The sequence below is a fragment of the Pseudohaliea sp. genome, assembly GCF_040217025.1.
Taxonomy (GTDB): domain Bacteria; phylum Pseudomonadota; class Gammaproteobacteria; order Pseudomonadales; family Halieaceae; genus Pseudohaliea.
Genome location: NZ_JAVJOA010000008.1, coordinates 665455 through 680118, shown reverse-complemented (window position 1 = coordinate 680118; position 14664 = coordinate 665455). Strand labels below are relative to the sequence as shown.

General features: G+C 67.0%; 12 protein-coding genes. 3 read left to right on the top strand and 9 right to left on the bottom strand.

Annotated features, from left to right (window positions below; genetic code table 11):
- Positions 1–2: 2 nt before the first annotated feature.
- From RKE50_RS07310 to RKE50_RS07275, 8 genes are read right to left on the bottom strand one after another with little or no spacing between them, the layout of a single operon-like run.
- Entirely contained in the window at positions 3–1571 is a 1569-nt protein-coding gene (locus RKE50_RS07310) for a class I adenylate-forming enzyme family protein (RefSeq protein WP_350035536.1), read from the bottom strand.
- Positions 1568–2578, bottom strand: a complete 1011-nt coding sequence (locus tag RKE50_RS07305; protein WP_350035535.1) for a zinc-binding dehydrogenase — start codon at positions 2576–2578, stop codon at positions 1568–1570. The genes RKE50_RS07310 and RKE50_RS07305 overlap by 4 nt, the downstream gene beginning before the upstream one ends.
- 51 nt (positions 2579–2629) lie before the next feature.
- Complete coding sequence (locus RKE50_RS07300; RefSeq protein ID WP_350035534.1) at positions 2630–4021, bottom strand: acyl-CoA thioesterase/bile acid-CoA:amino acid N-acyltransferase family protein; 1392 nt, start codon at positions 4019–4021, stop codon at positions 2630–2632.
- Positions 4018–4278 (bottom strand): hypothetical protein, encoded by a 261-nt coding sequence (locus RKE50_RS07295; RefSeq protein WP_350035533.1) that lies wholly within the window; start codon positions 4276–4278, stop codon positions 4018–4020. The genes RKE50_RS07300 and RKE50_RS07295 overlap by 4 nt, the downstream gene beginning before the upstream one ends.
- Positions 4271–5653, bottom strand: a complete 1383-nt coding sequence (locus RKE50_RS07290; RefSeq protein WP_350035532.1) for an NRAMP family divalent metal transporter — start codon at positions 5651–5653, stop codon at positions 4271–4273. The genes RKE50_RS07295 and RKE50_RS07290 overlap by 8 nt, the downstream gene beginning before the upstream one ends.
- Positions 5654–5662: 9 nt before the next feature.
- Positions 5663–7756 carry an amidohydrolase family protein gene (locus tag RKE50_RS07285; protein WP_350035531.1) on the bottom strand — a complete coding sequence of 698 codons (2094 nt, stop codon included), beginning with the start codon at positions 7754–7756 and terminating at the stop codon, positions 5663–5665.
- Positions 7757–7780: 24 nt separating this feature from the next.
- Positions 7781–9229 (bottom strand): amidohydrolase family protein, encoded by a 1449-nt coding sequence (locus tag RKE50_RS07280; protein ID WP_350035529.1) that lies wholly within the window; start codon positions 9227–9229, stop codon positions 7781–7783.
- A complete protein-coding gene (locus tag RKE50_RS07275) occupies positions 9229–11382 on the bottom strand; it encodes a TonB-dependent receptor (protein ID WP_350035528.1) in 2154 nt (717 codons plus the stop codon). Before RKE50_RS07275 ends, RKE50_RS07280 begins: the two co-directional genes overlap by 1 nt.
- Before the next feature lie 154 nt (positions 11383–11536).
- Between RKE50_RS07275 and RKE50_RS07270 the strand changes: the two genes are divergently transcribed.
- The 3 genes from RKE50_RS07270 (at position 11537) to RKE50_RS07260 (ending at position 13397) form a co-directional block, all read left to right on the top strand.
- A complete protein-coding gene (locus RKE50_RS07270; RefSeq protein ID WP_350035526.1) occupies positions 11537–12640 on the top strand; it encodes a helix-turn-helix transcriptional regulator in 1104 nt (367 codons plus the stop codon).
- 166 nt (positions 12641–12806) lie between these two features.
- Positions 12807–13061, top strand: coding sequence for an AbrB/MazE/SpoVT family DNA-binding domain-containing protein (locus RKE50_RS07265; protein ID WP_350035525.1), 255 nt, complete (start codon positions 12807–12809; stop codon positions 13059–13061).
- Between the two features lie 6 nt (positions 13062–13067).
- A complete protein-coding gene (locus RKE50_RS07260) occupies positions 13068–13397 on the top strand; it encodes a type II toxin-antitoxin system PemK/MazF family toxin (RefSeq protein ID WP_350035524.1) in 330 nt (109 codons plus the stop codon).
- A 13-nt stretch (positions 13398–13410) separates the two neighbouring features.
- Here RKE50_RS07260 and RKE50_RS07255 read toward each other — a convergent pair whose 3' ends face one another.
- Positions 13411–14646: an aminotransferase class I/II-fold pyridoxal phosphate-dependent enzyme gene (locus RKE50_RS07255; RefSeq protein ID WP_350035523.1), complete on the bottom strand. Its 1236-nt coding sequence runs from the start codon at positions 14644–14646 to the stop codon at positions 13411–13413.
- Positions 14647–14664 lie beyond the last annotated feature (18 nt).

Sequence of the window (14664 nt, the reverse complement as noted above, 5' to 3'; positions counted from 1 at the left end):
GCCTAAGCCTCCGCCCCGGGCTGATCCGCGACGGTCGTCACCGCCGATGGCGTTGCACGGCCCTCCGCCGCCATGAGCGCCGCTGCCTCCTCCGTGAGGGTGCGCCGGTCGATCTTGTGAGTCCCGCCGACGGGCAGCTCGCTCTTGAAGACGATCCGGCGCGGATGCGCGTAGGCGGGGCCGCCGGCCAGGCAGTGATCCCGCAGTTCCGCCTCGCTCACCGCCGACTCCCGCTCGAGGACAACGAACGCGACCGGCACTGCGCCCTTGAGGTCATCCGGGGCGCCGACCACGATGGCGTCGCGCACTGCCGGATGCGTGCCGAGCAGGGATTCGACCTGGGCGGGATACACGTTCTCCCCGCCGCACACGAACATGTCGTCTGCCCGGCCCACGAAATACATGAAGCCGTCGGCATCCCGGCGGAGGATATCCCCGGTGTCGAACCAGCCGTCCACGAACTTTTCCTCGGTCGCCTCCGGCCGGTTCAGGTAACCGTCCGCAAGGGCCGGCGTCCGCAGCTGCAGCCTGCCCTGCTCGGGGCCCGCACCGTCAACCAGGCGCCAGTCCACCCCCGGGCGGGGATAGCCGATCGACAGCGGCGGCCTTGGCAGGCCGTCCCGGTGCGGGCCGAAAACCGCCGGTCCGGCTTCCGTGCTGCCGTAGCCATTGGAAATCTCCGCGTTGGGAAACAGCGCTCGCACCTGCGCAAGCAGTGTGTCAGACAGTGGTGCCGAACCGAGGCTGATGGTTCGCACGCTGTCGAGGCCTTGAGGGCGCTCCTCGCGGGGCAGCGCGGCCATGAGCGCAAACATGGTGGGCACGCCGCTGAGGGTGGTGCAGTGATAGGCGGTCACGGCCTCGAGGTAACGGCGCGCGTCAAAGACGGGCATGAGTACCATGCGCAGGCCGTTGAGCAGGCTGAGCGACGCGAAGAACAGGGCGTTCATGTGGTACATGGGGGCCACGACGACCGTGCTGTCTGCGAACGCGGGGTCGCCGGTTTCCAAGTATTCACCCAGCGCCCAGAGCTGGCCCGCGTGCGTCAGGGGGACCCCCTTCGGCGCGCCGGTGGAGCCGGAGGTGTAGAGTATCTCCGCCAGGTGATGCTTCGGCGGATTGAACGCCGCGATACGGCCCGGGTGCAGGAAAGCACGGAACAGTTCACCACCGCGCTCGTCGAAACCCAGGGCCTGGCGGTCTGGCGGTACCAGGGGTGCGCGCTCCGCATCGAAGAACACGACGGCCGCACCGCTGTCCGCGATCACGTGCGCCACGGTGGCGGGCGGCAGCTTGTGATTGACCGGCACGGCAACGGCGCCCAGGAGCATGCTGCCGAGGTAGCCGACCAGCAGCTCCCAGCGGTTGGCCGAGAGGAAGGCGACGCGCTCCCCGGGCGCGATACCGATATCGCGCAGCCCTCGGGCGAAGGCGCGGGTAGCGTCGCGCAGCTCACCAGCGCTCAGGTGACGGGGCCGGTCGGGCACGCGCAGGTCGACCAGCACCTCGCAGGCCCTGTCGATACTTTCCGGAAGCAGGTCGCCCAGGTTGTTGGGTAAGGTCGGGTTCACGGTACGATCAGGACCTTGCCGACGACTTCGCGGTCCTCGAGCAGCCGCTCTGCTTCTGCGGTTTCCTCCAGCGGGAAGCGGCGGTCGATCTCTGGAGCCAGGCGCCCGTCGTCAATGGCCTGGAGCAGGGCCTCCAGGTCGCTGGGCTCCCAGCCATTGGAACCGATCAGGTCGTGCTCAAAGGTCCACCAGTAGCGGGCGTCCAGGGTGAGCTCATAGCCGGCGGTGGCGCCACAGGTGAGGATGCGCCCCCCGAGGCGCGTGCATTTCTGCGTGTCGATGAGCGTGTCGCCCCCGGTAAAATTGACGGCGACGTCCACGCCGCCGTCGCCGCTCATGCGCGGCTTGCCGATGATCTCCTGAACGCTCTCCCGGAACGGCCGCTCGGCATAATTCACCACCTCATCCGCACCGAGCGAACGCAGACGCTCGGCCTTGCGTTCCGAACTGGCGCAGGCGATGACGCGGGCGCCGAACAACCTGGCGATCTGAACGCAGGCGACGCCGACGCCGCCGCTGGCGCCGAGGACGAGCACCGTCTCCCCTTCGGCAACGCGGCCCCGGGTGACCATCATGCGCCAGGCGGTGCCGTAGGCCAGCGGCAGGCTCGCAGCCTGTTCCAGCGTGACCCCATCCGGTACGCGCAGCAGCTGCCCCGTGGCCACGGCGATGCGCTCCGCCCGGCCGCCGTCGCAGGTCTCGCCGATCATCCCGAAGCGCTTGCCATCCCGGAACACCGGGTCGATGAGCACGCGCTGGCCGAGCCAGCTCGCGTCCACACCGTCGCCCAGCTCAGTGACCTCACCGGCGATGTCGGAGCCGACGATCACCGGCAGGTCGATGCGGATGCCGGGCATGCCGCGGCGGGTGAAGATGTCGTGGTAGTTGACCGCCGTGGCGGCGATGGTCACGACGACTTCGCCGGGGCCGGGGGCCGGGTCGGGATGATCACTCTTCAGCGCCAGAACGCTGCGGTCCCCGTGGGCCGTGGTCAGTACAGCTCGCATGTGTCGCTCCTTGCGGGATCTTTGCGGGATTCGTTGTCTTTGCTTGTCGTTTTAAGGGGTGGCCGCGGGCAGATGCTGTTTGAAAAAGGCGACCTTGCGCGCGAAGGCGTCGACCATGGCCGCGGCATTCAGGGCCGCCGTGCCCCCTAGGGGGATTTCGGTGCCGGTGACCGGGTGCACGACCCGGTCCGAAAGCGATGTCACGAGACCCTGGGAGCTGGCGACATGGCCGGCCCCCGGGTAGGCGATGTGTTCGGCCGGGTAGGCGAAATCGTGGGCACGAAGGCGCGCCAGCACTTGCTCTCCCGCCACGGCGGAAGGCCAGAGTTCGTCGGAATCGCCGGAAAGGAGGAGGACCGGCGCCTCGATGCGCTCGACGGGAATCACCGCCTCGCCGGGCTCCAGCATCCCGCCGAGGAACATGCGGACATAATCCACCGGCATGTCCTCTTCCCGCCACTCACCGTGCTCTTCAGACTCCCGGAACCCGTCCAGCGGCTGGCCCTGCCAGGTCCAGGCCGGCGCGGCCGAGGCTTCCGGCGAACAGCAGCCATCCCAGCGGACGTTGGACGGCACGCCGGCGACCACGGCCGCGAAGGGAGCCGGATTCATCGCCGCGAGCAGCAGCGCGCCCTCACCGCCCCGGGAGCCGCCGGTCAGGCCGATGCGGGGAGCGCCGGTCCGGTCGCGCAGCCAGTCGGCGGCGGTGTAGAAGTACTCGAGCGGGATATTGGCCAGCTCATCCGGGCGGCCCGGGTAGTTGAAGTGTGCCAGGGCAAGCGCGGTGATGCCGTGCGAGGCGAGGAGGGCGGCCGCCCCTTCCGGTGCGCCCCCGCCGGAGCCGGTGATCACCATGACCGCCGGTTTCGGGCCGGAGCCCGCGGCCTCGTAGAGCACACCCTCGAACGGCTCGTCCTCGACAGGCACACGGCGGACCCCGGGTGCCAGAAAGGCAAGCTCCTGCGTTGCGCGCAGTTCGGTAGCTGCTCTGTCGGTCAGCGAGGCGGGCACGAGCGCAGTCACGGTGATGACCGCCGGCTGTTGCGGAGAAAGCGCCGGACGCGAGGGCCAGTCCGGGGCCCGCTCCGGCGTCGGCATCAGTTGATCGGCCGCCAGGGGCAGCATGGACCAGTAAAGGCCCCGCGCGTCGATCCCCGTGTAGGTACCGCGCACCGCGGCCTGCTGCGCCGGGTTCACCGTGCCGTGACTGTTCGCGTGGTAAGTGGCCGTACTGGACCAGGCCTGTCCCTTGTCGTCGGTCAGCGTAGCCGTCAGGGTGACCGCAGCGCCCGGCAGGGCACCGGAAACCACGAGCTCGCCCGGCTCGAAAAGCAGGCGCTGTGCAGGTTCGAGCGTCAGGGAGGGGGCTGCGCCCGCATGGGTCGTGGCAAGCGTGGCGATGACCAGCGCGAGGCCGGCGTTGGTGAGAGCGCTGAGTTTCATGGTGTGTCGTCCTTTAAGTTCTGCTGATCGTCCCTGCCCCCGCTTGCCGGGTCATCCCGGTCCGGCAGCGCGAGCGTCAGCACACACGCGACCGTCCCCGCCCCGCCGAGCAGCATGAGCAGCGGCCCGGACCGCCCGGCAAGCCAGAGTGCCAGACCGGTGAGCGCCACCGCGTTCATCAGGAAATTGAGCAGCAGACCCCAGGCGCGTAGTCGAATCGGGCCGAGTCGTCGTTCGAGAAAAAAGCGGTCAGTCACCCCAGAGCCCCAGACGGTTGAGCACCCACATGATCGCCACGGCGTTGAGCAGCGTGACCTGCACCAGGATGCCAATGTTCCACAGGTAGGAGCGGGAGCGATCCGGACCCAGCACCTCGCGGTCATTGAAGAGCAGGTAGAAGGACCAGCCGACGATGTTGTTGGTCAGGGACAGTACCGCAGCGATCACGATGATAAGGGCGATCGGGTTTGGCAGGAACGCGCCGAGCAGTGCCAGCTGGGGCAGCAGAATGCAGGCTTTCCATCGTGGCGAGTGGACATCCGGTTTCCAGCCGAACGCCTCGTGCATCCCCACGGCGCACGCGATGCTCATGCCCACGGTTGTAGTGATGGGTACCGCGAGGAAGCCCGCCAGAAAGGCAAGCACAGCAAACTGCTCGCCCAGCAGCGGGATCAGGGCGGCGGACAGCTCGGTCGCGGTCTGCGGCAGATCGCCGCCAGCCCGGTGCAGGGTGGCGGCAAACACGCCGACAATCAAGAAGTAGATCAGCAGGAAGGGCAGGGCGAGGCCCGCAAAGATGTCCACCCGGGCGAGGCCCTCGTGCCGTGGTCCCCAGCCTTTTGCGAGGCCCGCGTAGTGGAAGAACACCCAGTCCATCACGCCCACGGCGGCGGCCGATGACGCGATGAACAGATCAATGCCGACCTTGCCCGCCGGCAGCCACGGCACGAAAAGGCCCCGCAGCGCAGCGCCCCAATCTACCCCTACAACCAGCAGGCAGGCCAGGAAGCAGAACAGGATCAGCGCCAGCGTGGCCTTCATGAAGGTTTCGACGAGCACCGTGCCCCTGCGCCCGCCACGGCCATAGCTCAGTGCGATCCAGGAGGTCAGCAGCACGTAGGCCGGCCAATTGAGCGACTGCGGCAGCGACACGCCGAGCTGGTTGCCGAGGGATTCAATCAGATGGGTACCCAGGGCGACCTGGCCGAAGTTGAACGCCACGGCCACCACGACCAGGCCTACGAATGCCGTGAGCACGCGCGCGATCACCAGCCCGTGGCGCTCGTGCTGCTTCTCGATCAGGCGGAACTGACCGCGCGTGGTGATGCGTGCTATGGCCGCCATCATGAACAGCCCCGAGCCGATGGCGATCCAGACGATCCACAGCGTGCGGTAGCCGAACTGCGCGCCGGAGAGCATGGCTGCCGTGAGGGTGCCGGCACCGAGGGTGAGGGCGGCGCCCATGAAGCCGGGGCCGCCCAGCTTGAGGTAGACCGGCAGGCGGCTCAGCCAGGGCCGACTCGCGAGGGCGTCGAGCCTGTCAGCCTCCGCATCGAGCAGCGCCGGCGGAATCGCCTCCGCGAGCGGATAGGCGGGCGCGCCGGCGCGACGCGCTTGTTCGTGTTCTGCCATCGCGGCTTGTCAGTGCACGCGGATCATGTCGTTGAGGATCAGGCCTTGCACGGAGAGCGCCATGGGTTGCCCGCCGTAGAACGGGCCGCCGCCGATCTGCACCGTGCCCAGGTTCTGTCCGTCAGAGGACACCCGGTATTGCCGTACGCCCGTGTAATAGAAGACACCATCGACGACGTCATCCTCGAGGCGTTCCAGCTGCCACTGCTTGACGGCCGCGTCTTCGCAACGGGTTATGGCAGGGCAGAGCCAGGCAGAGAAGGTTGTGCTGTCGCCCACCGCGAGGCCGGTGACCGCCCGGTCGATCACCGGCAGGTCCGCCGGGGAACCGGTTAGTATGACGCGCGCGCCCGGCGCTTCGCCGGCCCCCACGACGGTCTCCCCATCCCTGAGCAGGCTGCGGCCATCGTCTGCGGTACGGAACGTCCGCCCGTCTTCGGTGCTGAGACTGGCCCCGGATTCATCATGCACGGTCTCGATGCGTTCCCAGGCTGCGCGGTCGCGCTCACTGGCGAAAGCCGCCCCCACACGGAGCGTGTCATCCTCAGCGGCGTGCTGCAGGACCAGCCTTTCACCCCGGCTGCCGTCGAAGCTGAAGACGGGGAGCGTGTCGCCCAGGGGTTTCGGTTCCGCTTCAATACGCGCGGTGATGGCCGCGTTTTCGTCAAGCATGGCGTCGAGTAACCCCGCGAGTGCGTCCCGGGGGTGCCAGCGGGTCCCGCTGCCGGCCTTGCCCACAGCGCGAAACACCCCGGCTATCGCGCGCAGGGCATCGAGGTCTGCCATCGGATCCTCATCGAGCAGCAGCAGGTCGGCAGCCGCACCTTCCCGGATGCGGCCGAGATCCTTGCCGGCCTCACCGAGATAGCGCGCCGGCCAAAGCGTCGCCGCCCGCAGCGCATCCAGGCGGCTGAGACCGGCCTGCTCCATCAGCGCAATTTCCTCCGCGACGGCGAACCCGGTCACCACGCCGGGATTCGGCGCATCCGTGCCCACCAGCAGGTTGGCGCCGGTGCGGTAGAGCTCACCCACCAGGGCAAGCTGTGCGTCGAACAGGATCTGCTCGCCGCGGCGGCCATCCTCTGTGGACTGCAGCATCGAAAGCATATCGGTCCACGAACCGCTGACGAGAGGGTGCAGGTAGCGGGCGTTTTCCGGCATCGCCCGAAACTCGTGCATCCGGAGCACGGAGAAGGTCGGCACGATCCAGACGCCGTCGTCTGCAATCAGCGCGACGATGGCGGCCTGCGCTTCACTGTCCAGCAGGTCCTCGATGGTGCGGGTCCCGGCGCCCAGTCCTTCAACGACGGCTTTGGCTTCAGGGTCGAAGAAACGCCACTCGAGATCACCCGGCACCTCCGCCCGTTGTGCGGTCTTGAGGAAACCGTAGAGGTGTTCCATGGTGCGCATGTCGGCAGCGACAGCATGTGATAGCGGCACCGCCCTGGGAACGTGACCGGAATACTCTGCGCCGAGGTCTTTTGCAGCGGCATCGACGGCATCAAAGACCTCGAGGCTCATTTTCGAGTAGATCTTGATGAAGTCGAAGCCGGCGTGCAGCTGGTCCTCGATAACGCCGCGCGCATCGACAGGGTCCCCCAGGGGAACGGTGCCGAAGTGGTGCGGCTCGGCGCCGCCCACGATGCGTCCGGAGGTATAGATGCGCGGGCCTGGAAGGTCGCCGGCGCGAACCTGTTCGCGGAGATCGAGGAGGGAGGGTTCGCCCCACATCGACCGGATCAGCGTGACGCCGTTGGCGAGATAGAGCGCGAGATCCCGCTCGCGCATGGGATGCGCATGCATGTCGGCCAGCCCCGGCATGAGGTAGCGGCCGCTGCCGTCGATCCGGGTCGCGCCCTCTGGTACGGTGACCTCGTCGCGGGGGGCGACGCGAAGGATGCGTCCCTCGCTGATCAGTACGGTCTGCGCCTCCAGCCTTTCCGGTCCCTCCATGGGCAGCACGGTCACGTTCTCGACGGCGAAGACGGGGGCCCGGCTGGCCGACGACTGCGCTGTCGTCGCCGGTGTGTTCTCGCCGCTGCAGCCGCCGAGCACGGCACTCAGAAGAAGGGCCAACAGGCCGCATCGCTGTTGCTTTGTCATGGCGCTTGCCTCCCGGTAGCGGTCTCAGTCTGCACGTGCCGGCGTCGCGTCGAGCGCCGGGAAACGCGCAGCCTGCGCTTCGAGCGCGGCCTGCAGGTCTTCGTGGCTGTGCCAGCGTCCCGCATGTATGACGCCCTCCAGCTGCCAGAGTGCGTCGAGATCCTCGAGGGGGTTCCCCGAGACAAGAATGAGGCTGGCCCCCTTGCCCACCGCGATCGTGCCCCGTTCTGCGTCGAGACCGAGCAGGCGCGCCGCGTCCACGGTGGCCATGCGCAGCACGTCAGCGCGCGGAACCCCGCTCTGCTCGATCATTTTCATCTCGTCGATGGGAGTGAAGCCCGGCACCCAGGCGGGCACGACCGCATCGGTGCCGATGAGCAGCCTGCCGCCGGCGGCGTGCAGGCGTCGCACCAGCTCCAGGGAGCGGGGCAGGGCTTCCCGAAGTGCTGCCTTGGCGTCCGGGGAGAAAATCTCATCGAGGGCGGAGGCGTTTTCCACCGAGGACCGAAGTTCTGGGTGCACCAGGCGATAGCGGGGCTCCTCGACCAGGGCGGCCCGTGACTCCGGCTCGGCGAGAAAGCGATTGATCGCCAGGGTGGGGCAGTTCCAGACCCCCTCCGCGACGGTGAGCGCGACCAGTTCATCCATTCGTGCGTCACTCATGCGCACCAGGGAGACAAACCGCTCCCGTGAACGCCCGCCGTCGGCGAACAGGGCTTCTGCGTCCATACCGTCGAAGTCGTAACCGCGCAGGTGCTCGATGGTCAGCATGCCGGAGCTAAGGGCCTCGTCGATGCCGACTTCGAACGGCACGTGCCCGATCACGGGCAGGCCGTTAGCGCGGGCAGCGTCGAGAATGGCTTCGAAGACCTCGGCGTCGAGCGTGTGATAGGTCTTGATGCCCCAGTAGCCGCGCTCGGCGTAGCCTGCAATCAGTTCAGCCGCCTCGCCGGGTTCGGTGACCTTGGTGGAGAACTCCCAGACGGCGCGCTCACCCTCCAGTACTGGGCTGGTGAAGCGCAGTTGCGGGCCGAGCCAGTCGCCCCGTTCGAGGCGCTCGCGGATCGTGAAGTGCGCCTCGCTGCCGGCGGTATCGCGGAGCAGGGTGACACCGGTGGCGAGGTACATGAGCAGCTGGTTCTCGGCCACGCTCGTTATGGTCGCCTCTCCGGGCTCATCCCGCTCACCCTCGGCGTAGCCTGCGATGTGCGCGTGCATGTCGGACAGGCCGGGCAGCAGCGTGCGGCCCCTGCCATCGATGACCGTTGTGTCCGCAGGTACGTTCAACAGGCCGTGGTCGGCGAGGGCGGCGATGCGCCCCTCGCGGATGAGCACATCCTGCGCGTCCAGCTGATCCTGCGCATTCATGGGCAGCACGGTGACGTTCTGCACCAGCAGGGTCTCGGCATGGGTCAGCGCCGCGAAAACCAGCGAGAGCGTCCACAGCAACGGCTTCACCACCCTGGCGCCCATCAGTAGTTCACCGTCACGCGCAGGCCGAAGACACTCGGATCGCCCACGGTCAGGAGCGGCGGGAACCCGACGGAGGCCAGGATGCCGCCCACCAGGAAGTCCTCGTCAGTCGCATTGTTTGCAAATACACCGAGCTCCAGCCGATCGCTCCTCACCCCCGCATAGAGGTCGAGCGTGGTGTAGGCGTCGGCGATCAGCAGGTTAGTGGTGTCGAAGGCGCGTTCCCCGACGTGGTTGACGTCGGCGCGCAGCCGCATATCCCAGCCGTCGCCCAGGGGCAGCGTGTACTGGGCGGACAGGTTGCCCGAGAAATCCGGCGCCTGGATCATGTCATTACCCGAGAGATCGGGCGACAGGCCGAAAGGGGCTGCCTGCAGCGGGCTCAGGAACTCCGTGTACTCGGCATCGAGGACGCTGAAGCTGAGGGAGAGTTCCAGGGCATCGACGGGAGCATACTGCGCGCTGAATTCGAGCCCGGTCACCTCGGAACCACCGGCGTTCTCGATGAAGCCCACGAGTTCGTTGAAGCTGTTCTGGATCTGCTGGTCTTCCCAGTCCATGTAGAACAGGGCGGCTTCGAAGGACATCTTTCCATCGAGGAGGAAGCCCTTCGCCCCGACCTCGTAGTTGGTGACGTACTCGGGGTCGTAGGTTGCCGGTGCACCGAAGGCAATGGACGGGAAGCTGTTCGGACCGCCGGCGTGATAGCCACGGGAGATCGTCGCGTAGTAGTGCATGGTCTCGCTGGGCTTATAGGAGACGGAGAGGCTCGGGAGCCACTCCTCGAACTTGGAATCCGCTTCTAGCGCCTGGAAGTTGTCCTTTTCCTTGCGCTCCTCCTCGTCGTAGCGCAGGCCCGCAATCACCGACCAGCGTTCGCTGAGAGCGTACTCGACATTGGCGAACAGGGCCCAGTTGGTGACCTCACCGGTCGTGTCCTGAATGGTGAAGTTGCCGTCGAAAGTCAGTAGCCGGTCGCGCTGGTTTTCGAAGTAAAACGCGCCGACCAGCCAGGTCAGGGCTCCGTCGCCGGTCGAGGCGAGGCGCAACTCCTCGCTCCAGCTGTCGTTGTCGATGGCGACATCGAAGTACTCTCCGAAAGGACTCGGGCCCGGCAGCCGGGTGACGTCCGTGCGGATCGACGTTTCCTGGCTGGACGTGCCGGTGATGCTGGTCAGCTCCGCCCAGCCGAAGTCATAGCTGGCGTTGAGAACGATCGTTGATTCCTCGCGGTCGAAACCGCCGAGCACGTCCTGGCTGATCGTTCGATCGAAGTCGTTGAAGTCGAAGGCGCCCTGGCCGACGGCAATGAGACTCAACGGGTCCGGCGGGAAGAATGCCGGCGGCACGTGAGACGGGTCGCCGGCGGCGTCGTCCGCCTCGTTGTAGTCGGCGGTCAGATCCACCGTCAGCCGGTCGCCGGGCGTGAAGCGCAGCGTTGCGCGGGCATTGATGTCCTTCTCTTCGTTGACGTCGTTCTCGCCGGTGACCACGTTATCCATGAAGCCGCCGAACTCGCGGTAACCCAGGGCCAGGCCGCCGGCCAGCACGTCCTCGACCAGGGGGCCGCTCACGGAGCCCTGGGCCAGGTAGGTGCCCCTGGTCCCGGCATCGCCGCGGAAGGAGGCGCGGAACTCGTCGCCCGGCTTTTTGCTGATGTAGTTGATCACGCCGCCGATGGCGTTGCGGCCGTAAAGCGTGGGCTGCGGCCCGCGGAGAATTTCGATCCGCTCCAGGTCGACCAGCGAGGCGTTGTTGCCGGAGCGGTTGAAGCCGTTGGTGTAGCCGTCGATCATCATGACGACGGTGGGGTCACCGAAGCCGAACGGCGCGATACCCCGGATCACCGGCACGGTCGTCTGCCGGCCGATGGTCTCGGCAAACACCAGCCCGGGCGTCATCTGCGCAAGATCCTGAACGCCGACCATGCCGCTCTCCACGATGTCTTTCGCGGTAAAGGCAGACAGGCTCATGGGCACGTCCTGCAGACGCTGTTCCCGCTTTTGCGCGGTGACCAGCACTTCCTCCAGGGCGCGCTTGTCCGCGTCCGTGCCCTGCTGTGCCAGGGCATCCGTGCCGCAGGCGATCGCGACGGCGATAGAAAGGTGCTTGAGCTTTGTGATGTGTGCTTTCTCGTTTCTGTCAGTGACCATTGCAACCCCCTCTGGCGGCTATGATGGCGATGCGCCTTGCATCACTGCTGCCGACCGTAGGCGAAAGGGCGATGCATGAGTTTTGATTTTGGACGAAATACTTTTAAATTCGGCAGTAAGTTATGCTTGAGCGGTTTAAATCCGTCAGATTGTTATGAAGCGACCCGATGACATTGCGCCGGCCCTGCTCGTCTCGGACCAGGAGCTCGTGGGCGCCGAATTCAGCCTGCTGCAGCGCCTGGTGGAGCAGGGCGTCGGTCGCCCCGCGAAGGACGGCGACGCCCCGAAGCAAAAGCCGCCGATGGCCATCGCGCTGGATCCCTCCCGGTCTCCCGCGGCCGGTGGGCTGAGAACCTACCTTCCCCAGGAGACGGGCACAGGGTACTGGGACTTTGTCCAGGTCGTCCCGGGCATTTATACCGGTATCACCGACGCGAGCTACCGGAGGCCCCACCGCCTGGAGCTCCCCGATGAAACGCTCACGAAGATCCGCCTCCTCTGCAGTGGATGCCTGCGGCTGATCGACTCGGGAAAGACCATCGACGCCGGCAGCGTGCACATACACAGCCTCCGCCGCGGGCAGGAACGTCGCTTCGCCTATGAGATCCATTCCGGCGAGCTGCGCATGGTGACACTGCACCTCACGCCCGAGGGGCTTGCGGGCCTCGGCATGGATGGCAAGGCCCTGCATGACTTCGTCGCCCGGGAGCATGCGGCGGGTGACGCCGCTGCCCCGGTGCGCCGTATCGAACCGGCCGACCGGTTGTTGCGCATCGCCGAGGCGATCCTGCTTTCCCGCGACCGTTTTCCTGGCGCTTTCCGGCTCACCTACGTGACGGGAAAGGCACGGGAACTGCTCACGGAGGCCCTGAACGCCCTGTTTTCCGAGGGGAGTGACAGCCGGGCGACACCGCGGCCCCGGGAAACCCGCCTGCGCCGCCGCCTGCAGGAAGCCCAGCGCATCATCGATGCAACGCTGGCGGACCCGCCGACCATCGAACAGCTTGCCCGGATGGTCGGGATTAACCGCACGACCCTGAAAGCCGAGTTCAAGGCCGCCTTCGGCACGACCATCCACCAGTACCAGGCAGCGAAGCGGATGCGCGAGGCGCGGCGGCTGATCGAGGAAACCGCCCTGCCCATGGGCGCCATCGCCGAGCAACTCGGCTTTTCCCAGGCGAGCCAGCTGTCGAGCGCGGTGCGGCGGCACTATGGAACGACACCGCGTGCGCTTCGCCGTGACTACCTGAGTGGTTGACCTTTCCCCTGGCCGGGAGCTCCCCAGTCTGCAATCGCGTTTGCACCGATCGACCGGTATTGCTTGCGGGTGCCGTGAGCTGCCCAGTTTTGAAGTATCAACATTGTTGACACTCTTGTGCGCTGTTCCCTAAGCTCCAAGGGATAGAGCACCAAGGACCCAGAGCATGAAACTGTCGATCCAGAAATGGGGCAATGGCGCCGCCGTGCGCCTCCAGCGTCCGCTGCTGCGCCAGATCCAGTGCGAGATCGGCGAAACGCTCGAGGTCGAGGTTGTCGACGGCGGGCTGTTCCTGCGGCCCACCAGGAAGCCCGAGTTCAGCCTTGATGAACTCCTTGAAAGCTGCACGCCAGAGAAGGTGGGCCTGGACGACGAAGACCGTGAGTGGCTCGAAGACGCGCCGCAGGGGAAAGAGATCTAGCTGGCCGTGAGCTATGTTCCCCGCCGCGGTGACATGGTGTTCACGGACTTTGACCCCGCAGCCGGCCATGAGCAGAAGATGAAGCGCCCCGCCCTGGTCCTGTCCCCGGACGCCTTCAATGAAAAGCTGGGGCTGGCGCTTGTGGCACCCGTGACCTCGACAGTGCGTGGTCACGGCTTCGAGGTAGGCCTGGACGGCATGAAGACAACCGGTGTCGTGCTCTGTCAGCAGGTCAAGGTCATCGATTACCAGGCCCGGGGCCTGCGCTACATCGAGCGCGCGCCATCAGCCATCATTGACACCGTGCTGGCCAAAGTGCGCCTGCTGGTGAGCTAGCGCCGGTCGTTTTTCAGGTGAGCCCGACGGCTTCCAGGGCCGTCTGCAGTTGCCCCCAGCGCTGCGCCAGCGTCCCCGTATACCCCACCGCCATGCGCACCAGCCCATGGCGGATCGCCGCCGCCTCAAGGGCCTCTTCCGGCATCTCGCTCGAGGTGCTCGTGGCCGAGCAGGACATGAGCGTGTCAAAGTAGCCGAGGCTCACGGCCACGTAGCCGAACTGGTGCTCGTTCTGCAGCGTGTGCATGAGCGCCATGGCCTTCTCTTCCGTACCGGCGTCGAGCGTGAGCAGGCCGCCGTGGCCGTAGTTGGGGTGGCGCAGCTGCTCGATCAGCGCGTGGTCCGGGTGCGAGGGCAGGCCGGGGTAGGCGACCGGCACGCCGAGGGCAGCGGTGCGCTCGGCCAGGGCCAGGGCGCGCTCGCCGTGGGCCGCCATGCGCAGCGGCAGGTGGGGCACGCGCAGGGCGACGCTGGCGGCGACGGTGGGGTCCATGGTCGGGCCGAGGATCATCAGCGGCCCGGTGTGCAGGTCCATCAGGCTGCCGATGAACTCGGCGCTGGCGCACACCGCGCCGCCGATCAGGTCCGAGGCGCCGCCGATGAACTTGGTCAGGCTGTGCACCACGATGTCGGCGCCCAAGCGGGCCGGGGAGAGCACCAGCGGCGTGAAGGTGTTGTCCACCACCAGCGGGATGCCAGCCTCGCGGGCGATGGCGGCCAGGCTCGGGATGTCGGCCACGCGCAGCGTGGGGTTGGACTGGCTCTCGACGTAGAGCAGGCGGGTGCGGTCGGTGATGGCGTTTTTGACCGCGGCGAGGTCCGTCGTGTCGACGAAGGCCGTGGTCACCCCCGTCTTGGAAGGCATGAAATCGTGCAGCAGCGCCCAGGTGCCGCCGTAAATCGTGTGGCTGGCCACCACGTGGTCACCGGCGCCGCACAGGGCCAGGATCACCGCGGAGATCGCGCCCATGCCGCTGGCGCTGCAGTAGGCGGCCTCGGTGCCTTCCAATGCGGCGAGCTGGCGGCCGAGGTTGTACACCGTGGGGTTGAAGTGCCGGCCGTAGAGGTAGCAGCCGCCGCTCTCAGGCCCCTTACGGCCGGCGAAGATGTCGGGCATGGTCGCCGGGTCCACCACGGTGAAGGTGGAACTCGCCTCGATGGACATGTTCACGCCGCCGTGCTCGCCGAACTCATGGCGGAGGGAGGCGAGGGCTTCGATAGGGTCGTTGTGGGCATCGCTGCTGGCCATGGAGGCTCTCCCGGATCG

Coding starts and splice junctions, on each gene's coding strand:
- RKE50_RS07305 (WP_350035535.1), bottom strand. CDS start 2,578: ATGCGAGCTGTACTGACCACGGCCCACGGGGACCGCAGCGTTCTGGCG.
- RKE50_RS07300 (WP_350035534.1), bottom strand. CDS start 4,021: ATGAAACTCAGCGCTCTCACCAACGCCGGCCTCGCGCTGGTCATCGCC.
- RKE50_RS07290 (WP_350035532.1), bottom strand. CDS start 5,653: ATGGCAGAACACGAACAAGCGCGTCGCGCCGGCGCGCCCGCCTATCCG.
- RKE50_RS07285 (WP_350035531.1), bottom strand. CDS start 7,756: ATGACAAAGCAACAGCGATGCGGCCTGTTGGCCCTTCTTCTGAGTGCC.
- RKE50_RS07280 (WP_350035529.1), bottom strand. CDS start 9,229: ATGGGCGCCAGGGTGGTGAAGCCGTTGCTGTGGACGCTCTCGCTGGTT.
- RKE50_RS07275 (WP_350035528.1), bottom strand. CDS start 11,382: ATGGTCACTGACAGAAACGAGAAAGCACACATCACAAAGCTCAAGCAC.
- RKE50_RS07270 (WP_350035526.1), top strand. CDS start 11,537: ATGAAGCGACCCGATGACATTGCGCCGGCCCTGCTCGTCTCGGACCAG.
- RKE50_RS07265 (WP_350035525.1), top strand. CDS start 12,807: ATGAAACTGTCGATCCAGAAATGGGGCAATGGCGCCGCCGTGCGCCTC.
- RKE50_RS07255 (WP_350035523.1), bottom strand. CDS start 14,646: ATGGCCAGCAGCGATGCCCACAACGACCCTATCGAAGCCCTCGCCTCC.